This is a genomic window from uncultured Parasphingorhabdus sp. (genome assembly GCF_963677535.2).
In the GTDB taxonomy this organism is placed as follows: Bacteria; Pseudomonadota; Alphaproteobacteria; order Sphingomonadales; family Sphingomonadaceae; genus Parasphingorhabdus.
This window is the reverse complement of the sequence record NZ_CAXXUT010000003.1, coordinates 1,854,887-1,877,048: the sequence shown is the minus strand read 5'-3', so window position 1 is coordinate 1,877,048 and position 22,162 is coordinate 1,854,887. Positions and strand designations below refer to the sequence as shown.

Below are 22,162 nucleotides of genomic sequence, written 5' to 3'. Positions count from 1 at the left end.
AATAGCCTAAATGCCATTATACAGGAAATAGTGAGTTTTTATGACATCTGATTTGCGTCTATTTTCGATCATGGTGGCGTTTGCCGCGCTGTTTTTTGCGCCGGTAGCCGAAGCACAGAACCGGCTGGGCAATACGGAGCTGAATGTAGCCGCCACACTGGTAGCGGAATCCCAGCAGGTGAAGGCCGGGGAAAGCGTGACACTCGCCTTTGTCATGGAGCCGAAACCGACCTGGCACGGCTATTGGGAAAATCCCGGCGATGCCGGTATCGGCATGAGCTTTGACTGGACTTTGCCCCCGGGCGTGACGGCCGGAGAGGCCCAGTTCCAGGTACCCGACAGGCTGCTGATCGCCGGTATCATGAACTATATCTACAAGGGCGATTATGCGGTCCTGGTCAACCTGACCCTGTCCGGTGAAGTCCGCCCGGGCCCCCTCCCGATTGCGGTAAAATCCGAATGGCTGTCCTGCACCGACGAGATTTGCGTGCCCGAACAGGACGAACTGTCGATCACCCTGCAGGTTGTCGGCGAGGATACATCAATCTCGCGAAACACGGCGTTTGACGCGTTCCGCGCGGCCCTGCCTCGTCCTCTGGGCAGTGAAGCCAGCTTTGCTGTCGACGCAGACCTGTTCCGCCTGTCTATCCCGCTGCCCGCGAACGTCGCGATCGACCAGCCCTATTTCTTCATTCTGCAAGATGGCATTGTCGACTATGCCGCGCCGCAGACATTCAATCGTGACGGCGACCGCCTGATCCTCGAAACCGGCGCGCGCGGCGATGGCTATGACACAATCAGCGGCATATTGAAGATTGGCGATCATGACGGTTTTCTGATCACTGCCACCAAGGGCAAGGTCGAAATGACCGGCCTCCCCCTGTCCGGCGACAGCGCAAAGGACGAGGGCGGTGGCTCGCTGCTGTTCTTGGCACTGGGCGGCGCCATTCTGGGCGGGCTTTTGCTCAACCTGATGCCCTGCGTCTTCCCGATTCTCAGCCTGAAAGCAATCAGCCTGGCCAAGGCCGGCGGCAGTGAAACGGTCGTCCGGCGCGATGCGCTTGCCTATACCGCCGGTGTTGTTCTCTTCGCCACGGCGCTCGGAGCGGCCCTGCTCGGCTTGCGCGCCAGCGGTGCGGCGGTCGGCTGGGCATTTCAGCTGCAGGACCCACGGATCATCTTCATCCTGCTGGCCCTGGTCACCGCCATCGGCTTCAATCTGGCCGGGCTGTTCGAGCTGCCCAATATCAACTTCGGCAACAAGCTGACCCAGAAAGACGGCGCCGCCGGATCGTTCTGGACCGGCGCACTGGCCGCCTTTGTCGCCACACCCTGTACCGGGCCGTTCATGGCCGCGGCCCTCGGGGCGACTATCATTTTGCCGCCGATCGCGGCGCTGGTGATTTTTGCAGGACTGGGCGTCGGCCTCGCTTTGCCCTTCCTGCTTATCGCCTTCGTGCCGGCAATCCGCAACCGCCTGCCAAAACCGGGGCCCTGGCTGGACGGCTTTCGCAAAGTCATGGCGATCCCGATGTTTCTCACCGGCATCGGTCTGATCTGGCTGCTCGGTCGCCAGATCGGAACCGATGCGCTGGGTCTGTCGCTGGTCTTCCTGCTGGTTGTCGGTCTTATCCTCTGGTGGTTCGGCGGCGGACAGGTCAAGGGCATCTCGCGCGGTGCGCTGGCTAGCGCGACAATGATCGCCGTTCTGGTCGGCGGTGTCATCAGCCTGCCCGGCGAAGAGGCGATGGAAAGCCGGAAACTGACCGCGGCTTCCGGCGCCACCCTGCCCAGTGAACCCTTTAGCGAAACACGACTGGCCGAACTGCGCGAATCCGGCCAGCCGGTCTTTGCCTATTTCACCGCCGACTGGTGCATCACCTGCAAGGCCAACGAGGCCGCCGCCATCCAGCGCAGCGAGACCGCGGACGCGTTCAAGGCCGCCGAAGTTGCCGTATTGATGGGCGACTGGACCCGCCCCGATCCGGTGATCAGCAGATTTCTGGAAAAACACGGGCGGGCGGGCGTTCCCCTGTATCTATATTATGCGCCTGGTGAAGAACCGGTCATTCTGCCGCAGATTCTCACGGTATCGACATTGACAGAATTGGTCGGTGAATCGGTATAAGGCGAACTCCCCTTTTCTTTCCCCAATGAATGGAGTCTGACAATGCGAAATTTTTCATCCCTGGCAGCCGCAAGTGTCGCAGCGATCGCGCTGGCCAGCCCGCTGGCCGCTGCCCAGAGAAACGGTGCCGTCGCTCAGGATTTCAAACTCACCGACGTCAACGGACAGACGGTTCAGCTGTCACAGTTCCGCGGCAAGACCGTGGTTCTGGAATGGCACAATCCCGGCTGCCCCTTTGTGGCCAAACATTATGATAGCGGCAATATGCAGGCGACCCAGAAAGCCGCCAGACAGCAGGGCGCGGTCTGGCTGACGATCAATAGCGGTGCGAAAGGCAAACAGGGTCATATGACCGGTGCCGAGGCGAAGGCGCTGATCGCCGAGCAAAAAATCATGGCGACCAATTATCTGTTCGACCCACGGGGCGTGGTCGGCAAGGCATATGCCGCCAAAACCACCCCGCATATGTATATTATCAATGACAAGGGCATTCTGGTCTACCAGGGCGGGATCGATGACAAGCCAACGGCAAATGTTGCCGATATCAAAATGGCCCGCAATCATGTGCTGGCGGCGCTGAAGGAAATCAAATCCGGCGACAAGGTCAGTGTCGCCCAGGCGCGGCCGTACGGCTGCTCGGTCAAATATGCATCCTGACAGACTGGATAATGCAGGACCGGTACGCAAACTTTACGCGCGCACCAGCCCTGCGCCCCAGGATCCGGGGATAGGACGACCGCCTCAAGCCCCCTGAGGCCGTTCGTCAACAGGTCCCCGGACCCGATAGCAATGCTTTTTCTGCCTGCATCATTCCCGAGGGTTGGGAGACAGACCCAGTACGCAACAAGGATCTGCCTCCCCCTTTGCTCCGACAGCGTGCGACCCTACTTAAAGGCACCGCCGGTCAAACTCTTCCCTTCCGCCAGCCAGCACGTGCCGGCGGATATGGAGAACTTATTGTTTCGATGCTGACCGCGATCCATTCCTGCTTGTCGGAATGCGATTGCCGGGTCAGTTCTTGTCTCTGCAATCTGTAATGGCCGTCCTCTAGCTAACCTGACCTGAACGGTCATGTAAACTATGGTAACAACTGGTAAACCATTGAAATTATATTACATTTTTGCGTAATTTATGCACAGCGCCAGATCAGATATTCAGGACGAAATTGGCCATTTCGGATGACGTTTGAAAAAGACCTTATTTTCCATATAGTTACATTTAATACTGATTCGACGCCTGATTTCCGGCAAAAATATACAGATTGGGCATCTCCTGCCCGGATCGTAACCGCGACATACGCCTGCCACGAATGTCAGCCGGACGGGGATGACCCGCTTGCTGAAAATGTTGCCTTTTTGTCGACAGCATCCCTGCCCTACATCTTCCGCTGCGTCTTGCCATAGCCCATTTTCCGCGTGCCCGGTCGGCCTTCGGTGGAGCGGCCCTTGGGTTGCGCCACCTGCAGGTCGGCGGGTAGACCCAGCTCTTCCGCCTCGAGCTTGCGGATCTCGTCACGCAACCGGCCGGCTTCTTCGAATTCCAGATCCGCCGCTGCATCGCGCATCTGCTTCTCGAGGCTTTCAATATGGGCGCGCAGATTGTGGCCGACCAGAGGCTTGCTGTCGTCGTCGACCGCGCCGGTGACCATGTCCTTGGCCGTGGCATGGGCGACAATATCGCCGATATTCTTCTTGATCGACAGCGGGGTGATACCGTGTTCGAGATTATAGGCGACCTGTTTCTCGCGGCGGCGATCGGTCTCGCTGATCGCGCGCTCCATCGACCCGGTCATCCGGTCGGCATAGAGGATCACCCGGCCATCGACATTACGCGCGGCACGGCCGATGGTCTGGATCAGCGATGTCTCGCTGCGCAGGAAACCCTCCTTGTCGGCGTCCAGTATCGCGACCAATCCGCATTCCGGAATATCCAGCCCTTCGCGCAGCAGATTGATGCCGATCAGCACGTCATAGACGCCGAGCCGAAGATCGCGGATCAGCTCGATCCGCTCCAGCGTCTCGACATCGCTGTGCATATAGCGGACCTTGATTCCCGCCTCGTGCATGAATTCGGTGAGATCTTCGGCCATCCGCTTGGTCAGCGTGGTGATCAAAGTCCGATAACCCTGTTCGGCGACCTTGCGGCATTCGTTGATCACATCATCGACCTGGTCCTCGACCGGCCGGATCTCGACCGGCGGATCGATCAGCCCGGTGGGACGAATGACCTGTTCGCTGAACACGCCGCCGGTCTGCTCCATTTCCCACGACCCCGGCGTTGCCGAGACGCTGACCGTCTGCGGTCGCATCGCGTCCCACTCGTTGAAGCGCAGCGGCCGGTTGTCAATACAACTGGGCAAGCGGAAGCCATATTCCGCGAGATTGATCTTGCGACGGTGGTCGCCCTTCGACATGGCGCCGATTTGCGGCACCGTCTGGTGACTCTCGTCAACAAACAGCAGCGCATTGTCCGGCAGATATTCGAACAGGGTCGGCGGCGGTTCGCCGGGCAGGCGACCGGTCAGGAAGCGCGAGTAATTTTCGATGCCGGCGCAGCTGCCGGTGGCCGCGATCATCTCGAGATCGAAATTGGTTCTTTGCTCCAGCCGCTGATGCTCGATCAATTTGCCTTCCGCTTCCAGCTCCTTCAGCCGCTCGGCAAGCTCGAACTTGATCGCTTCCATCGCCTGTTTCATCGTCGGCCCCGGCGTCACATGGTGCGAATTGGCATAGACGCGCACCTTGTTCAGGCTCGCGCCCTTCTTGCCGGTCAGCGGATCAAATTCGACAATCTCTTCAATCTCGTCGCCGAAAAAGCTGATCCGCCAGGCCATATCTTCATAATGCGACGGGAAAATCTCGAGATTGTCGCCCCGCACCCGAAAGCTGCCACGGGCAAAAGCCATATCGTTGCGCTTGTACTGCAGCGCCACCAGCTTGCGGATGATATCCCGCTGGTCGACCGACTGTTCCTTCTTGAGATCAAAGACCATCGCCGAATAGGTTTCAACCGAGCCGATACCATAGAGGCAGGACACCGACGCGACGATGATCACGTCATCGCGCTCGAGCAGCGAACGGGTGGCGCTGTGCCGCATCCGGTCAATCGCCTCGTTTACCGAGCTTTCCTTCTCGATATAGGTGTCCGACCGCGCGACATAGGCTTCGGGCTGGTAATAGTCATAATAAGAGACAAAATATTCGACGGCATTTTCCGGAAAGAAATTCTTGAACTCGCCGTACAGCTGCGCCGCCAATATCTTGTTCGGCGCCAGAATCAGCGCCGGCCGCTGCAATTCTTCAATCACCTTGGCCATGGTGAAGGTCTTGCCCGACCCGGTGACCCCGAGCAGCACCTGGTCGCGCTCCTCATCGCGCATGCCCTCTACCAGTTCCCGGATAGCCGTCGGCTGGTCGCCCGCCGGTTCAAAATCGCTGACCAGCTTGAAGCGCCTTCCGCCTTCCGATTTTTCCGGACGACTGGGCTTGTGCGGAACGAAATCATCCCCGGTTTCGGGTTCCGCGAGACCTCTTCTGATAACCAATTCTGTCATAGAGCCGATATGGAACAAAAAGGGACCAATGTCATCCCCGTTGTGGAGTTTTTGGCCCTGCGGAGAGATAGAAAATTTACATCCGCTCCAGATCGTCTTAAAGTGATCGACAACGCATAATATTTAGGGGAAATTCTTGTGAGAAAATTACTGGTTTCGGTTGCTGTACTCGGCCTTGTTGGCGGCTGTTCGGACACGGGTGCCGACCATGACGGCGACGGCAAGATCACCGCCGAAGAAGTGGCCAAAGAAATGAATCAGGTTACGCTTGAGCCCGGCGAATGGGAAAATACCGTAGAAATCGTAGATGTCGAAATCGAGGGACTGCCGGAAGGCGTGCCGGCCGGCATCATGGACCGCATGAAGGGTCAGACCACAACAACGAAATCCTGCATTACCAAGGAAGAAGCGGAAAATCCCGGAGCCCAGTTCTTTGCCGCGCAGGAAAAGACCAATTGCGAAGTGAAGAAATTCGACATGAGCGGCGGCGCCGTATCATCCGAAATGTCCTGCAGCAATATGGGCGGTACACCCGGCGAGATGACCATGGAAATGGATGGTCAATATGGACCGAGCAGCTATGACATGACGATGAACATGGTCGGTGGCGGAGGCGGCATGAAAATGAACATTTCCGCCAGAAGCAACGGCAAACGCATCGGCAGCTGTCCGACCGGTTGATCCCGGCAAAGCCATATCCGAAGGATCGGGGCAGGAGCGCGTCGCTTCTGCCCTTTTTTGATCGGCGGCTCCAAAATCCGGCTTTGCGCTATCCGATTTGATCAGACATAAGGAAACAAGATACGGGGAGAAAATCATGAAGCATCTATTGGCACTCGCCGCGACAACGGCTTTGATCTGGTCTGCACCGGTGGCGGCACAGAATAGTTCGCCGTCACCCGATCTCGCGGCCGCCATCGCGGCGGATTATGACAATGTGCTGCAAGCCCTGTTTATCGATTTCCACAAAAACCCGGAACTGTCCTACAAGGAAGTTCGCACCGCCGGGATCATTGCCGGCAAATGGCGCGAAGCAGGATTTACCGTTACCGAGAAAGTCGGCGGCACCGGCGTGGTTGCGGTAATGGAAAATGGCGAGGGCCCGACCCTGATGCTGCGCGCCGATATGGACGGCCTCCCGCTCGTCGAGGATAGCGGGCTGGACTATATGTCCACGGCCAGACAGGTCAGCATCGATGGCGAGGAAAAGCCGGTGATGCACGCTTGTGGCCATGATGTGCATATCACGTCGCTGATCGGCACCGCCCGGCAAATGGCGGCGCGCAAGGATCAGTGGTCGGGCACGCTGGTGCTGATCGCACAGCCGGCCGAAGAGCGGATCGGCGGCGCCAGACTGATGATGGAGGACGGGCTCTATAGCCGTTTTCCAAAGCCGGATTTTGCCATGGCCTTCCACGTTTCGGCCGACACGCCGACCGGCAAGCTGGCACTGGGCAAAGGGATCAACTATTCCTCGTCAGACAGCGTCGATATCGTCATCCACGGGGTTGGCGCGCACGGCGCATCCCCGCATCGGGGCAAAGATCCGATCGTGATGGGCGCCGAAATCATCATGGCGCTGCAGACCATCGTCAGCCGTGAAATCGCGCCGCTCAAACCCGCTGTGGTAACCGTTGGCTCCTTCCACAGCGGCTTCAAGCATAATATCATATCCGACAAGGCGGTGATGCAATTGACCGTCCGTTCCGACGACGCCGAGACGCGGGCCAAATTGCTCGAAGGGATCAAGCGCATTGCGACCAATGTCGGCCGGATGAACGGCCTGCCGGAAGACCGGCTGCCCGACGTTCTGGTTTCGCGTGAGTCGACTCCGGCCACTTATAATGACGCCGAACTCACCGAACGGGTGAAGGGCGTTTTCGCCGCGCGCTTTGGTGACGATGTCTTCGACAACAAACCGCGCGAAGGCATGGGCGCAGAGGATTTCGCCTATTTCGTCGCCCCCAATACCGATGTGCCCGGTGTCTATTTTGCCGTCGGCGGCACGCCGCAGGCCGATTTTGACCGCGCCGCAGCGGGCGGCCCTCCGGTCCCGTCCCATCACTCGCCCTTCTTCAAGGTCGCTCCGCGCGAGTCTGTGACGCTGGGAACCGAAGCGATGACAGCAGCGGCGCTGGATTATCTGTCGCCGCAAGATTGACCGTGGCGCTTGAACTCTCAGCAACGCAAATTGACATTCTGCACAAGAGGCTGCTCGACCGGCAGACCGAGTTGAAAGCGCTGGATGCAGAAGCAGCGAGCTGGCGCAATACGGTCGAACTGGACCAGCAGAGCGTCGGCCGCCTGTCCCGAATGGACGCGATGCAACAGCAGGAAATGGCCCAGGCCGAAGCACGGCGGCGGACCAGCGATCTGGCCAGGATCGAAATGGCGCTGAAGCGCATCGGACAGGATGAATATGGCTGGTGCACCGAGTGCGGCGATCCGGTTGCCTTTCGCCGGCTGGAAATCGATCCGGCAGCGGCGTTATGCATTGATTGCGCCCGCTGATTGCATCGCACCTCCGGCCTGGAACAGGCCGATGCAGGCTGCGCCGGTCCAATCGAGTCTTATTTGCGCCCAAAATGTCACCGTATCGCTTTTCACCCTTCCCCGCGCGCGGACATCTCCCTAATGTGCGGACCATGCAAGCCCCCGCCGATATCAAGCCATTTGACGGCCGTTTTGTTTACGGCAAACATTATTTCGCCTGTCGCGTCTATTTCGAGGACACGGATTTCTCCGGCATAGTCTATCACGCCAATTATCTGCGCTATATGGAGCGGGCCCGGTCCGACATGCTGCGCCTGCTAGATATGGATCAGGGCGCGGCCTATGACAGCGGTGAAGGCGTTTATGCGGTGGTCGATCTGACAATGAAATATCTGTTGCCGGCGAAACTGAATGACGATCTGGTCGTTGTCAGTACGGTCGAGACGCTGCGCGCCGCCAGCGTGATCATCGACCAGAAAATCATCCGTGGCCCGGACCAGATTACGTCAGCTTCCGTTCACGCAGCATTTCTTACGCCTGCCGGACGTCCGCGACGACAACCCAAGGCATGGACACAGGCATTTGCCAGCGTCATGAACCAGACCGATACGAAATGAAGGATAATAGATCTTGCTAGACCAACTTTCGCTGGGAGCGACTGCCGGAAATTTCTCTCCCCTCATGCTTTTCATGGAAGCCGATATAGTCGTCAAGGCGGTGATGATCGGTCTGTTGCTCGCGAGTATCTGGACCTGGACGATCATTGTCAGCTTCGGCATGAAAATCGGGCAAATCTCACGCAAATCGGACAAGTTCGAACGCGCCTTTGACAAAACCGAAAATCTGGACAAATTTTTTGACGAATATGGCAAGTCTTCCCTGCCCAGCGCCAAGGTGTTGGCCGCCGGTGTCAGGGAATGGCGCAGATCGACGTCCAAGGCTCCGATCGACCGCGAAGGCACGCGCCAGCGGCTTGCCAGCGCAATGAACACGACCATTGCCCGCGAAGTCGACCGGATTGCCGACCGGCTCAATTTCCTCGCGACCGTAGGTAGCGTCGCCCCCTTTGTCGGCCTGTTCGGTACGGTCTGGGGCATCATGCGCAGCTTTTCGGCCATTGCCGCAGAACAGAACAGCTCGCTCGCCGTGGTCGCCCCGGGCATTGCCGAGGCCCTCTTCGCCACGGCCATCGGCCTGTTTGCCGCAATTCCCGCTGTCATTGCCTATAACCGTTTTTCCCACCGCCTGAACAAGCTCGAGGCCCGGATGGGCCGCTTCGCCGACGGTTTCCACGCAACGCTCAGCCGCGAACTGGAACTGGGAGACTGAGCATGGGCATGAACATGGGATCCGGCATCGGCAGGCGCGGCAATGGCCGCGGCCGCGCGCCGATGGCCGAGATCAACGTCACCCCCTTTGTCGACGTGATGCTGGTGCTGCTGATCATTTTCATGGTGACCGCACCGCTACTGGTCACCGGCGTGCCTGTCGACCTGCCGGAAAGCCGCGCCGACGCCCTGGAACAGGAACAGGAACCGGTGCAGATCTCGATCGACAACGAAGGCCGTATTTTCGTCGATGACGAGGAACTGAGCCGCGGCGCGCTGGAGACAAGGCTGCGCGACATTGCCGCCGAGCAGAATCCCGAGGACCCGCGCCAGATCATGCTGCGCGGCGACAAGACGCTCGACTATGGTCTGATCATGGGGGTGATGGGCGAACTGAACCGGGCGGGACTGAACCGGGTTTCGCTGGTCACTACAGGTTCATCAGAGACGCCGTAAGAGTGGACCGCTGATATGGAGAAAGCTGAAAAAATTGGCTTGGGAATAGCGGCGGCGGGTCATGTGGCCCTGTTTGGCGTGCTCTCGCTGAGCATATTGAGCAGTACCAATGACGCGTTTCGCAACAAGCCGATCGAAGTAATGATCGCCGACGAGGTGGGTCTGGAAAGCGCCGCGCCCGACCCTGCGATGGTCACTCCCGCGACCAGCGTTGCCCCGGAACTGGGCGCGCCGGAAGACAGCAGCATTGCCGCACCGGAACCGCTGCCCGAGCCACCGAAAGCCGAAGCCAAGCCAACCCCGGCACCGAAACCGGCTCCCGTCTCCCGGGAACCCCGTCGGCGCCCAGACAAACCGGCCAGCACCGCCCCAAAGGCAGAGCCGAAACCGGTCGCCAGGCCGACCCCCCGCGGCTCGCGTCTGGGCGATGATTTCCTGAAAGGGGTAACCGATGCCCCATCGGTCAGCCGCAGCCAGAATATCGCGGCGGAACGGGCTTCGCCGGCAGCCGTCGCCTCGCTGGAGCGTGAATTGTACCGGCTAATCAAGCAGAAATGGCGTCCGCCGACGGGCGCAGACGCCGAACTGTTGCGCACCACGGTAACCGCGCGCCTCGACAGCAGCGGACAGATCATCGGCAGACCGACCGCCAGAACGACCGGCATCACACCAAGCAATCGCTCTCAGGTTGAAATCCATCAGGAGCGGGCCATCGCTGCGGTGCAACTTGCGGCACCTTTCACGACATTCCCGGAAAAATATTATGACGAATGGAAGGTTATTGAACCTGTCCTCTATCTCGGCGTTTAGGAGACCAGCCATGCAATCACCCTCCCTCTTTTTCCGTAGCGCGATGCTCGGTATCTTCGCCAGTTTCGGGCTGACCGCATCTGCCCATGCCCAGCTGACCGTCGATGTTGATAATAGCGCTTCGGAAGAACTGGTTATCGCCGTGCCCGGACTGCCCACGCAGCAGAGCATCGACACGCCTGCCGGCAGCACGGCCGAACTGGGCGGCAGGATCAGTGACGTGATCGTCACCGACCTGCGATCAAGCGGACTGTTCAAGCCGATGGGCCGCAACCAGGTTCGCGCTATCAGCTATTCGGAAGTCACGGCACCGCAATTTCCCTATTGGAACAGCACCAATGCCTCGGCCCTGATCCAGGGCTTCGTGCGGGCCAATCCCGACGGCAAGCTGACCGTGGGCTGCTATCTCTATGATGTCGCGCTGGAAACCGAACTCACCCGCCAGGGTTTTGTCGTCGAGCCGCGCGACTGGCGCCGGGCCGCACATAAATGCGCCGACAGCATCTATTCGCGCCTGAGCGGGGAATCACCGTTTTTCGACAGCCGCATCGCCTATATCGCCGAGACCGGCCCCAAGGGGAACCGGGTCAAGCGGCTGGCGATCATGGACAGCGATGGTGCCAATCACCGGTTCATCACCAATGGCCAGGCCACGGCGCTCACCCCGCGTTTCTCGCCCGATTACAAGAGCATCGTCTATCTGAGCTTTCTCGACGGCAATCCGCGCATCTATGTCTATGACATCGGCACCGGACGGCAGCGCCTGATCACCCAGAGCACCAATCCGACCTTCGCGCCGCGCTGGTCACCGGATGGCAAGTGGATTCTCTATTCCATGGCGATTGCCGGCAATACCGACATCTACAAGGTTTCGGCAGCCGGTGGCGGCAAGCCGCAACAACTGACCTTTTCACCGGGCATCGACATCGGTGGCAGTTTCTCGCCAGACGGTAGCCGGATCGTCTTCGAAAGCGACCGCTCGGGCAGCCAGCAGCTCTATGTCATGGATGCGGACGGCGGCAATGAACGGCGCATCAGCTTTGGCGGCGGCCGCTTTGCGACGCCGGAATGGAGCCCGCGTGGCGATCTGATTGCCTTCACCAGAATGGCTGGCAATTTCCGCATAGGCGTGATGACTCCCAGCGGCGGCGGGCAAAGGTTGCTCACCGACAGCTGGCAGGACGAAGCTCCGACATGGGCGCCCAATGGCCGGGTGATCCAGTTTTTCCGGACCACCCGCGGAACCGGCAAGACCGGCATCTGGCAGGTCGACCTGACCGGCCGCAACGAACGGCAATTGCCGACGCCTGTAGACGGATCGGACCCGGCCTGGGGTCCATTGCTGCCATAGATTCAGTTCAAGACAAGCCACTGAAAAGAGATTATGTAACGCCCAAGGGCACAATTGAATAGGAGCAGAATTATGATCAAATATGCGACTCCCCTCCTGATTACCACCAGTCTGGTTCTGGCTGGCTGTTCGAAAAAGGCACCGGAAGAACTGCCACCGGCACCAGTCGATACGAGCACGCCTGCACCAACGCCAACACCCTCCGGTCCGGGCTATGCACCGGGTTCCCAAGGCGACTTCCTGGCCAACACGATGTCCGACCGGATTTTGTTTGATACCGACCGTTTCAATGTCGACTCGCAGGACCAGCTCATTCTGCAGAGCCAGGCACGTTGGCTGGCCCAACATCCCAATGCGCGGGTCACAATCGAAGGCCATGCCGATGAACGCGGCACCCGAGACTATAACCTTGCGCTCGGTGAACGCCGCGCCAATGCGGCGAAAAACTATCTCGCCTCGCTGGGCGTCAGCCCGGCCCGGATGACCACGGTCAGCTATGGCAAGGAACGTCCCGAAGCGCTCGGGTCGAACGAAAGCGCCTGGGCCCAGAACCGCCGCGCCGTGAGTGTCGTCATCCGCTAGAACGGCCGAACATTGGACAAAAAAAAGGGCCGCTACCTGTGCAGGTAGCGGCCCTTTTTAATGTCTGACCGGCCTTTATTTCTTGGTGCCCGTCATTGCCATTTCACCAAAAGCGCCTGCCTTGACCGAACCGGCCAATTGGCCATCGGTGATCGTCGCGTCGCCTTCCAGCTTCATCGGCATGGGAACGGTCATGTTCATTTCCCAGGTGATGTGATTGCCGTCAACCTTGCCATTTTCGACATCCATCGAACCCATAGCGCCGGCGTTGGTGCCGGTGAACGTGTCACCGTCGGTAACAATGGTAAATTCCGATGTCTGGTCTCCCATCGGCGATTTGGTTACGCAAGTATAAGTTCCATCAATAGACATTCCATTCTCCTTTTCATGTCAAAGCCCTGACTCTGTCGGGGCTGACGATCATTCGTCGCTACCCGCCGAATCGTTCGAACTGCTATCACTATTAACAGCAGTGTCATTAACTTCATAGCCGCGATATTCGACCGGCATGTCCAGCGCGTCCAGCTGGGTCCTGATCTTGGTCAGGTCGCCCACAATCACCCAGGTAAATTTGTCAGGGTCAATGGCTGCGGCCATGGCACTGTTCAGATCATCTTCGGTCAGCGCCCGGTAGCGGTCTGCAACGGTTTCCGCATAGTCGGAGGGCCGGCCGAATATCACATCACCCTGCATCTGGCCCAGGATCCGGGACGTACGCTCGAACTGGCCGGGCAACTGGCGCACATTACCGTTAATCGTACGCTCCAGCTCTGCCGCCGTCACCCCGTTCTCGCCAAGGAAATCGCGCACCTGCGCATCAATGGCCGCCACCGCGGGACCGGTCTGGTTGGTCTGGACCGGCGCGCGCATGGTGTACATGACCCGGTCTTCGCCGCGCACCAGGCTGTTGCGCGTGCCGTAGCTCCAGCCCTTGGTCTCACGCAGATCCATATTGATCCGCGAGAGGAAATTGCCGCCGAGCACCTCGTTGGCGGCGTTGAGGGTCAGCAAATCATCCGATCCCCTGTAGGGCAGGACCTGCCCCGCAAGGATCATCGACTGCGGAGAATTGGGCCGGTGAATGGCGACGATCCGACCTTCTCCTTCCGGAATGGCCGCGTCGAAATTCTTCGCCGGGGCAGCTTTTGCCGCGCCCTTCCACTTGCCGAAGCGCAGCTCCAGCTTGTCGACCAGTTCCTGCTTGTCGATCCGTCCGGCGGCAAAGATCGTTGCCTTGGCCGGATGCATCCATTGCTGATGGAAAGCAGCCAGGTCGTCGCGGGTGATGGCCGACACCGTTGCCTTGGTGCCGTTACCCGACAGGCCGCGGCCATAGGGATGGTCTGTACCGAAAATCAGCGGCGGGAGCGTGTTGCTGGCGATGCTCAGCGGATCGCTTTCCTCGCGATCGATGGCGGTCAGCTGCCGAACCCGGATACGCTCGATATCATCGGTTTTGAATGCCGGATTTTTGACAATATCCGCCATCAGATCCAGCGACGCATCCAGATTGGGATTAACCGCGCTCAGATCGACATCGGTGCGATCGCGGCCGCCCCCGATGCTGATATTGGCGCCGAGCCGCTCCTGCTGCTCGGCGATTTCGACCGAGCTCAGACTGGTCGTGCCCTCATCCAGGATCGCGGTCACGAAATTCTGCAAGCCCAGCTTTGCCGGAGAATCGGCGCTGGTGCCGGCGTCGAACGACAGGGTCACCCGGGTCATCGGCACCGCATCACGACGGGCGAAATAGACCTTGATGCCGTTGGACAGGGTTGCGGTCTCCACATCCGGAAAGTCGACATTGGGGATATCACCCACGGGCGGCAGGGTCGACCGGTCGGGAGCGGTCACGGTTCCGCCCTGATCGTCCTGCATATAGAAAGCGGGCGCGGTCAAAACGCCGGTCCGTTCACCGATACCGGCTCCCACTTCCTGATATTCCTCCCGCTCGCCCGGCACCACGGTGATGCCGAGAACGGGACGGGTCAGCCATTTCTGCATCGCCGTCCTCACCGCTTCCGGTGTGGTCGATGCCAGCCGGCCGAGTTCCTTTTTATAATATTCCGGATCGTCGGAATATAGCTCGCCCTGTGCCAGAGCGACGGCCTTGCCGCTAAATCCGCCCACCTGTTCCAGCCCGGCAATCCGGGCAGCGGCGTTGCGTGTCGCCACGCGCTGCACTTCGTCTTCCGTCGGGCCGTTGGCGATAAAATCGGCAATGATTTCATCCAGCCGCCCGGCAACCGCATCCGCGTCCTCGCCCGGCTTTACGTCGGCCTGGATATTCACCAGACTGCCGTGCACGAACGGGATGACATAAGCGGAAACGGAAACCGCATTTTTCTCGTCCCGCACCATGATATTGTCGAGCCGCGAGCTGGCCAGCCCGCCGAGCACGGTCAGACCGACATCGAGCGGCGTATAATCGGGATCGTTGAGGCCCGGCACCACCCAGTTGCGGTAGATGCGCGTGGTTGCAACCTTGTCCTTCATCACCTCGTAAATCGGGGCATCAAGCGTCGGCAGCTCGGGAGCAAGTTCGGGGATCGGCTTGCCGCTCGGAATTGCGCCGAACCATTTATTGACCTTGGTCCGCGCGGTCGCGACATCGATATCACCAGCCAGCACAAGGATCGAATTATTCGGTCCATAATGGTCGGTGAACCATTGCTTCATATCGTCGAGCGACGCCGCTTCGAGATCTTCCAGCGAACCGATCGTGCTGTGACCATAGGGATGGTCCGGGGGAAACAGCAATTCCGTCTGGCGATAGCTGACCAGGCCATAAGGCTGATTGTCCCCCTGGCGCTTTTCGTTCGAGACCACGCCGATCTGGTTGTCGAGCTTCTCCTGCGTCACCGCACCGAGCAGATGCCCCATCCGGTCGCTCTCGAGGAACAGGGCGACGTCCAGCGCGGAGGTCGGGACGGTCTGGAAATAGTTCGTCCGGTCGAGCCAGGTCGTGCCGTTGAGGTCGGTGGCACCAATCTGCCGCAGCGGCTCAAAATAGTCGCCGGGGGCATTTTCCGATCCGTTGAACATGATATGTTCGAACAGATGCGCATAGCCGGTCTTGCCTTCGGGTTCATGGGCCGATCCGACACCATACCAGATGGAGACCGCGACAACCGGCGCCTTGCGATCGGTGTGGACGAGAACTTTCAGACCATTGTCGAGGGTGAATTGCTCATAGGGGATATCGACCTCCGCGACCAGATCGCTAACCGGCGCCGGATCGGCGGATTGATGATGTTTTGCCAGCGCGGGTGCAGTGACCGTCAACGCTGTGGTGGTCAGTGCCAGCAACAGGGAACGGGACAAACGGGACATCGGGATATTCCTCTCTATCAATATGCGATATTTCAATGTTGAACATGGCGTCAAACCCGCTCGGGTCTACCGCCAGCTTCGACCAACGCCCCTCAGGCGTCGACTAACGGCTATTTTGCCTTCCAGCCCCAGAACAGATGACAGGGCAATATATTCCAGAGCGAATAGCCGCTGTCGATCCGGTCGAAATGCGGCGCCATGAAATCGCGGGCCTTCTTGACGAACTGGTAGACCAGAAAGGCGCCACCCGGCCGGATGACATCATAGGTTTCCCTCGCTATTTTCGGGCCCAGCTGGTCGGGCAATGTCGAGAAGGGCAGACCGGACAGCACATAATCGGCTTTCTCGTGGCCAAGCTCCCTGATGATCTTTTGGACGTCGGCGGCGGATCCGTGGATCGGGTAAAAGCGGCTGTCGCGGATCGTCTTGCTCAGATATTCTATAAAATCTTCATTCAGATCGATCACCACCAGCGCAGCTCCCGGCTTCAACCGTTCCAGCACCGGACGACAGAAAGTCCCCACGCCCGGGCCATATTCGACAAACAGGTCGCATTCGTCCCATTTGACCGGTTCCAGCATCTTCCTGACCGTGACATCCGAGGAGGGAATGATCGAGCCAACCATCACCGGATGCTTTACAAAGCCCTTGAAAAAGACGCCCCAGGGGCCGAGACGGCGCTCCAGGCCCGACTTGATACGGTCCGTTATTTTCGTCTTGGCAACACTATTTGACAAACCATTCCTCCGGCAACAGATCAAACTGTCATAGTAGAGCGTTACAGCAACGGTGACAAATATAATAGCGGTTGCCCGCTCCATCCGACCGGCTAAAAGACCATCATGCAGCTGCATCCAGACGACTCCATCGCGGTGATTTTTTGCGCCCAGCGCACCGGTTCGGGCGAGCAAGACTATCAGAACGCTGCGGCAGCCATGGGGGCGCTCGCGGCGCAACAACCGGGCTATCTCGGCGAAGATCATGCCCGTTCTGCGGATGGTTTCGGGATTACCGTCAGCTATTGGCGCGACGATGCCAGCGCCAAAGCCTGGCGCGATCATCCGGAACATGCCCGGATCCGCGAACAGGGCCGCGACAAATGGTATAGCGCCTATAGTCTGCATGTTGCCCGTGTCGAACGTGCCTATGACTGGCAGAAATAGCGTGGCATAGGAGCGCCCATGGCCGATTCTCCCGATCTTGAACCACCGAACCGTGCACTGGCGTCAGGTTCCGATGCCAAGCCGATAGACAGCACCCGGATGGCCGTATTGTTCTCGGTGATGCTGGTCACCGCGTCGGGCAATACAGCGATGCAATCGATATTGCCGACCATCGGCACGCAATTGCAGATTCCCGATTTCTGGGTCAGCGCCGCCTTCAGCTGGTCTGCCCTGCTCTGGGTCTATACCGCACCGAAATGGGCCCGCCAGTCCGACCATCGTGGCCGGAAGGCGCTGATGCGGCTCGGCATGATCGGATTCACCACATCGTTCGCGCTGGCCGGCCTGGCGCTTTTTCTGGGTCTGCTCGGCTGGTATAGCGCGCTCTGGACGTTCATCCTGTTCGCCAGTTTTCGCAGCCTCTATGGCGGTCTCGGTTCGGCCGCACCACCTGCGGTGCAAGCCTATGTCGCCGCCCGCACCCCGCGGGCCGACCGGACCAAGGCGCTGTCGCTGATTTCCTCCTCCTTCGGGCTCGGCACGATCGTCGGCCCGGCGATTGCGCCGCTGCTGATGATACCGGTGCTCGGGCTGTCCAGTCCGATGTTCGCCTTTGCCGCAATCGGCATATTGGTAATGATCGCGCTGGCGCTGAAACTGCCCAATGACAATCCCGGCTATCAGGCGCGTGGTGTGGTGACGTCGGAACCCTATAGCTCCGCGCCCTCGGCCGGCAGTCTTAAAGAAGAGGACGACAGCAGCGAAGAGGAGAGCAGCGTGCCGCCGCGGTTGCGCTGGAGCGATGACCGGGTCAAGCCATGGCTGATTACCGGCATTTTGGGCGGCAACGCCCACGCCCTGATCCTGGGCGTCGTCGGTTTTCTCGTGCTCGACCGGCTCGGTTTGCGCGGCGACCCGGATCTGGGCATCCGGATGACCGGCCTTGTCCTGATGTCCGGCGCAGCCGCAACGCTTCTCTCGCAATGGGGCCTGATCCCACTGCTGCAAATGGGACCGCGCTCTTCGGTTCTGTGGGGCATGGTCCTGGGTGGATTCGGCTGCCTTATCATCGGCCTGTCGCACGATCTTTACGGCATCATCATCGGCTTTGCAGTGGCGTCTCTGGGCTTCGGGTTGTTCCGCCCCGGCTTCACCGCCGGTGCCTCGCTCGCGGTCAAACGGTCCGAACAAAACGGCGTCGCCGGTATCGTCGCATCGGTCAATGGCATGGCCTTCATCGCCTCGCCGGCATTCGGCGTGCTGCTCTACACTTATGCCGGCCCCCTGCCCTTCTGGCTGGCGACCGGCATCTGTGTATTCCTGTTCGGCTGGGGTTTCAAAACTCTCAAGCTCGACGATCAGGTCATGACCAAAAACTAGCGGCCCGCGGCCCGGTGGCGGCAACTAGTGCTTGCTGTCCTTCACCGGCGTCAGCATGCCCGGCGATACAAAGCCGATCGGTTCGGCCCGCATCGCGTTCTGCTTCAGCTGCGATTCCATTTTGGAATATTCTTCCTCCATTTCCTCGGTGACCGAAGCGCGGCTGTCGTCCAGTGCCTGTTCGAAATGCTTCATCTGGACAGTCTCCACGAGTCCGCCAAATTCCCGCAGGGCGTACAGTCCGGCGCGGCGAACCAGGTCCTCCAGATCGGCACCCGAATAGCGGTCGGTACGGTCCGCCATGTCGTCGAGGTCGACATCCTTGCCGAGCGGCATTTTGGCCGTGTGGATCGCCAATATCCGGCGACGGCCGGCTTTCCCTGGAACCGGAACATAGACCAGTTCGTCAAAACGGCCGGGTCGCAGCAAGGCCGGATCGACCAGACCCGGGCGGTTGGTCGCGCCGATCAGGATCACCGACTGCATTTCTTCCAAACCGTCCATCTCGGCGAGGATCGTGTTAACAACCCGCTCGGTGACCTGAGGCTCGCCCATGCCGCCACCGCGCGCCGGCACCAGACTGTCGATCTCGTCGATAAACAGGATCGTCGGTGCCACTTGCCTTGCCCGGGCAAAGAGACGGGCAATCTGCTGCTCGCTCTCGCCATACCATTTGGACAGGAGGTCGCTCGATTTGGTGGCAATGAAATTGGCCTCGGCCTCGCGCGCGACTGCCTTGGCCAGCAAGGTCTTGCCGGTGCCCGGTGGCCCATAGAGCAGGAAACCCTTCGCCGGACGGATACCGAGGCGGGTGAAGGCTTCGGGGTTTTTCATCGGCAGCTCGATACCCTCCTTGAGCCGCATCTGCGCCTCGTCGAGACCACCAATATCTTCCCAGCGGACATCGGGTGCCTGGACCATGACTTCGCGCATCGCTGACGGCTGAACCCGTTTCAGGGCTTCGACAAAATCATGCCGCTGCACTACCAGCTCTTCTAGCACTTCCGGCGGTACGGTTTCCGACTCGAGGTCCAGCTTGGGCATGATCCGGCGGACGGCTTCGATAGCGGCCTCGCGCGTCAGCGCTGCCAGATCGGCACCGACGAAGCCATAGGTGGTGCGGGCCAGTTCCTTCAGGTCGACCGACTTTTCCAGCGGCATGCCGCGCGTGTGGATACCCAATATTTCCCGCCGGCCGGCCACATCGGGCACACCGACAATGATCTCCCGGTCAAAACGGCCAGGGCGGCGCAATGCTTCATCGACCGCTTCGGGACGATTGGTTGCAGCGATGACCACGAGATTAAGCCGCGATTCGAGGCCGTCCATCAATGTGAGCAGTTGCGCCACCAACCGTTTTTCGGTTTCGCCCTGGACCTGCCCGCGCTTCGGCGCGATCGAATCGATTTCGTCGATAAACAGGATCGATGGCGCTGCCTTGGTTGCCGCTTCGAAAATTTCGCGCAGCTTCTTTTCCGATTCACCAAAAGCGGAGCCCATGATTTCGGGGCCATTGATCAGGAAAAATTCGGCATCGCTTTCATTGGCGACGGCACGGGCCAGCCGCGTTTTGCCGGTCCCGGGAGGGCCATGCAACAACACGCCGCGTGGCGGATCGACACCAAGCCGGGTGAACAATTGCGGGTAGCGGAGCGGTAGCTCGACCATCTCGCGGAGTTGGTCGATCGTTTCGTGCAGCCCGCCGATATCATCATAGGTGACGTCGGCGCGGCGATGCTCCGTCGATTCCTCATATTCCGGCCGCAGCTCTACTTCGGTATGCTCGTCGATATGGACGATGCCCTTGGGCGTGGTCGCGATGACATTGAGGCGAATTTGTGTGAGGGAAAAAGCCGGTGCCGCCAGCATCTGCCGCAATTGCGGCGGCATGTCCCCGCGGTCCACCTGTTGCTGGCCGTGGGTGGCAACAAAATCTCCGGCCTTGAGCGGACGCCCCATGAAGCTGCGCTTCAGACCGCCGCCATTGCCCTGCAGGCGAAGATCCTTTTGCGCCGGTCCAAATATCACTTTCTTGGCCGGTTTCGATTCGACCTTGCGAATTTCGACGAAATCGCCGGCGCCGATGCCGGCGTTGGCCCGCTGCAACCCGTCCAGCCGGACAAAATCCAGCCCCTCGTCTTCCGGATAGGGCAGAACCGCCCGGGCCGGGGTTGTCTGTTTGCCGATAATTTCAACGATATCGCCTTCGATCAATCCCAGTTTCCCAAGATTATCGCGCGAAAGACGGGCCAGGCCGCGACCGCTGTCTTCGGGGCGAGCATTGGCAACCTGCAGCTTCAGCTGCAGATTATCATCATCGGATTTGCTTTTGATTGGCGCTGGATCGGACACTGGGGTGGATCTCCTCGATAATCGTTTCGGTTCTTTCCAACAAGATAGGTATCGTCAGGCCGATATGCGAATCAGATTTTTAGTGGGAGGTTCAGGCGACCGGAAACTGCCAAAAAAAAAGGCCAGTTCCGAAGAACTGGCCTGAAAAGTTTTTAGGAGAGGATGCCTGAAAGGCCCATTCTGAATGCAGCAAACCATATTATTGTGCAAGTGCGAAAAGAACATTGTAGGTTGCATAACTTGCAACTTATCAATATTGGTAGTGACAGTTTTCCGCCATTCCTCTCGATTCGGTTCTAATTTTGCGTTGCACAAAGCTCATTTAGCCTCAATATTGGTACTTCTATGCGCCGTTTACCCCCCCTTCGCGCCCTCGAGGCCTTCATTCGCGTAGCCCGTCTGGGTTCATCCAAGGCTGCGGCGGCGGAACTTGCGCTGTCTGCACCTGCGCTCAGCCGCCGAATCAAGTCGCTGGAAGACCATATCGGCAAGCCGCTTTTCGAACGGCGCAACCAGTCGATGGTCTTGAACGGGGATGGCGAGGCCTTGCTGAAAGCGGTTGCCCCGGCGCTGGAAGTGATCGGCGAAGCGGTCGACCAGATGACCGTCACCGGCGGCGATATGCGATTGCGGCTTGGCGTATTGCCCCTGTTCGGAGCCACCCGCCTGCTACCACGCCTGCCGGAGCTCAAGAAACTCTATCCCAAGCTGCATATCAATGTCGATACGTCCTCCCATGCGGAAAATATGCTGGGCGATGCCGTCGATGCGGCGATCATCATCAGCGATGATGTCGATCCCAATCTCTATGCGGTGAAGCTGGACAGCAACAAGGTCTATGCGATTGCATCGGTAGAGCTGACCAAGGGCCCCAATGCCATCAGCAAGCCCGAGGATCTGCAGAATCACAATATCCTGATCCACAGCAATATGACCCGGGCATTCGACCAGTGGAAAGAAGCCGTGGGACTTCCCGATTTGCAGCCGGCCGGTATCGACCATCTCGACAGTGGTCCGCTGATGCTGGAAGCCGCGGCACAGGGTCTCGGAATCGCGATCATGCATGGTGGCCATTTTTCGGATGCCAATGATTCGCGGCTGATCCGGCTGTTCGATCATCAGGTCGACAGCCCTTACAGCTACTGGTTCGTCTGCCGCAAGCGCGACATGAAGAACCGCGCAGTGCGGATTTTTCATGACTGGGTGGTGAAAGCGGGCCTCTAGCCCCCTGGG

At 59.3% G+C, this 22,162-nt stretch carries 19 protein-coding genes; 14 read left to right on the top strand and 5 right to left on the bottom strand.

Annotated elements, in window-relative coordinates; translation table 11 throughout:
- The first annotated feature begins 40 nt into the window (after positions 1 to 40).
- Both ACHZCJ_RS16150 and ACHZCJ_RS16145 read left to right on the top strand, forming a co-directional pair.
- Complete coding sequence (locus ACHZCJ_RS16150; RefSeq protein ID WP_321327585.1) at positions 41 to 2,128, top strand: protein-disulfide reductase DsbD domain-containing protein; 2,088 nt, start codon at positions 41 to 43, stop codon at positions 2,126 to 2,128.
- A gap of 42 nt (positions 2,129 to 2,170) precedes the next feature.
- Positions 2,171 to 2,785, top strand: a complete 615-nt coding sequence (locus ACHZCJ_RS16145) for a redoxin domain-containing protein (RefSeq protein ID WP_321327584.1) — start codon at positions 2,171 to 2,173, stop codon at positions 2,783 to 2,785.
- A 718-nt stretch (positions 2,786 to 3,503) separates the two neighbouring features.
- Here ACHZCJ_RS16145 and uvrB read toward each other — a convergent pair.
- Positions 3,504 to 5,681, bottom strand: coding sequence for an excinuclease ABC subunit UvrB (uvrB, locus tag ACHZCJ_RS16140; protein WP_159644303.1), 2,178 nt, complete (start codon positions 5,679 to 5,681; stop codon positions 3,504 to 3,506).
- A gap of 138 nt (positions 5,682 to 5,819) precedes the next feature.
- Between uvrB and ACHZCJ_RS16135 the strand changes: the two genes are divergently transcribed.
- From ACHZCJ_RS16135 to pal, 9 genes are all read left to right on the top strand, one after another.
- Positions 5,820 to 6,362, top strand: coding sequence for a DUF3617 domain-containing protein (locus ACHZCJ_RS16135; RefSeq protein WP_159644308.1), 543 nt, complete (start codon positions 5,820 to 5,822; stop codon positions 6,360 to 6,362).
- A 136-nt stretch (positions 6,363 to 6,498) separates the two neighbouring features.
- Positions 6,499 to 7,842, top strand: coding sequence for an amidohydrolase (locus tag ACHZCJ_RS16130; RefSeq protein WP_321327581.1), 1,344 nt, complete (start codon positions 6,499 to 6,501; stop codon positions 7,840 to 7,842).
- A gap of 2 nt (positions 7,843 to 7,844) precedes the next feature.
- Positions 7,845 to 8,192 carry a TraR/DksA C4-type zinc finger protein gene (locus ACHZCJ_RS16125; protein WP_321327580.1) on the top strand — a complete coding sequence of 116 codons (348 nt, stop codon included), beginning with the start codon at positions 7,845 to 7,847 and terminating at the stop codon, positions 8,190 to 8,192.
- Between the two features lie 134 nt (positions 8,193 to 8,326).
- A complete protein-coding gene (locus ACHZCJ_RS16120) occupies positions 8,327 to 8,791 on the top strand; it encodes a YbgC/FadM family acyl-CoA thioesterase (protein WP_321327579.1) in 465 nt (154 codons plus the stop codon).
- A gap of 64 nt (positions 8,792 to 8,855) precedes the next feature.
- The gene (gene tolQ, locus ACHZCJ_RS16115) at positions 8,856 to 9,503 is read left to right on the top strand and encodes a protein TolQ (protein ID WP_159647969.1); all 648 of its coding nucleotides are present in this window, start codon (positions 8,856 to 8,858) and stop codon (positions 9,501 to 9,503) included.
- A 2-nt stretch (positions 9,504 to 9,505) separates the two neighbouring features.
- Positions 9,506 to 9,958 (top strand): protein TolR, encoded by a 453-nt coding sequence (gene tolR / locus ACHZCJ_RS16110; protein ID WP_321327578.1) that lies wholly within the window; start codon positions 9,506 to 9,508, stop codon positions 9,956 to 9,958.
- Positions 9,959 to 9,973: 15 nt separating this feature from the next.
- Complete coding sequence (locus ACHZCJ_RS16105) at positions 9,974 to 10,768, top strand: cell envelope biogenesis protein TolA (protein WP_321327576.1); 795 nt, start codon at positions 9,974 to 9,976, stop codon at positions 10,766 to 10,768.
- Positions 10,769 to 10,811: 43 nt separating this feature from the next.
- Entirely contained in the window at positions 10,812 to 12,119 is a 1,308-nt protein-coding gene (tolB, locus tag ACHZCJ_RS16100) for a Tol-Pal system beta propeller repeat protein TolB (protein WP_321327825.1), read from the top strand.
- 75 nt (positions 12,120 to 12,194) lie between these two features.
- Positions 12,195 to 12,701 carry a peptidoglycan-associated lipoprotein Pal gene (pal, locus tag ACHZCJ_RS16095; RefSeq protein ID WP_321327824.1) on the top strand — a complete coding sequence of 169 codons (507 nt, stop codon included), beginning with the start codon at positions 12,195 to 12,197 and terminating at the stop codon, positions 12,699 to 12,701.
- A 75-nt stretch (positions 12,702 to 12,776) separates the two neighbouring features.
- Here the strand turns inward: pal and ACHZCJ_RS16090 are convergent, their stop codons facing one another.
- The 3 genes from ACHZCJ_RS16090 to ACHZCJ_RS16080 form a co-directional block, all read right to left on the bottom strand.
- A complete protein-coding gene (locus ACHZCJ_RS16090) occupies positions 12,777 to 13,073 on the bottom strand; it encodes a hypothetical protein (RefSeq protein WP_089134483.1) in 297 nt (98 codons plus the stop codon).
- A 48-nt stretch (positions 13,074 to 13,121) separates the two neighbouring features.
- Positions 13,122 to 16,034 carry a pitrilysin family protein gene (locus ACHZCJ_RS16085; RefSeq protein ID WP_321327574.1) on the bottom strand — a complete coding sequence of 971 codons (2,913 nt, stop codon included), beginning with the start codon at positions 16,032 to 16,034 and terminating at the stop codon, positions 13,122 to 13,124.
- A 110-nt stretch (positions 16,035 to 16,144) separates the two neighbouring features.
- Positions 16,145 to 16,771 carry a class I SAM-dependent methyltransferase gene (locus tag ACHZCJ_RS16080; RefSeq protein ID WP_236553941.1) on the bottom strand — a complete coding sequence of 209 codons (627 nt, stop codon included), beginning with the start codon at positions 16,769 to 16,771 and terminating at the stop codon, positions 16,145 to 16,147.
- A gap of 105 nt (positions 16,772 to 16,876) precedes the next feature.
- Between ACHZCJ_RS16080 and ACHZCJ_RS16075 the strand changes: the two genes are divergently transcribed.
- Together ACHZCJ_RS16075 and ACHZCJ_RS16070 are read left to right on the top strand one after the other, a co-directional pair.
- Positions 16,877 to 17,197 carry an antibiotic biosynthesis monooxygenase gene (locus ACHZCJ_RS16075; protein WP_321327573.1) on the top strand — a complete coding sequence of 107 codons (321 nt, stop codon included), beginning with the start codon at positions 16,877 to 16,879 and terminating at the stop codon, positions 17,195 to 17,197.
- A gap of 18 nt (positions 17,198 to 17,215) precedes the next feature.
- Entirely contained in the window at positions 17,216 to 18,577 is a 1,362-nt protein-coding gene (locus ACHZCJ_RS16070; protein ID WP_236553942.1) for an MFS transporter, read from the top strand.
- A 24-nt stretch (positions 18,578 to 18,601) separates the two neighbouring features.
- Here the strand turns inward: ACHZCJ_RS16070 and ACHZCJ_RS16065 are convergent, their stop codons facing one another.
- Positions 18,602 to 20,884, bottom strand: a complete 2,283-nt coding sequence (locus tag ACHZCJ_RS16065; protein ID WP_394700171.1) for a CDC48 family AAA ATPase — start codon at positions 20,882 to 20,884, stop codon at positions 18,602 to 18,604.
- 390 nt (positions 20,885 to 21,274) lie between these two features.
- On the opposite strand from ACHZCJ_RS16065, the gene ACHZCJ_RS16060 reads away from it, so the two are divergent.
- Positions 21,275 to 22,153, top strand: coding sequence for a LysR substrate-binding domain-containing protein (locus ACHZCJ_RS16060; protein ID WP_321327570.1), 879 nt, complete (start codon positions 21,275 to 21,277; stop codon positions 22,151 to 22,153).
- Positions 22,154 to 22,162 lie beyond the last annotated feature (9 nt).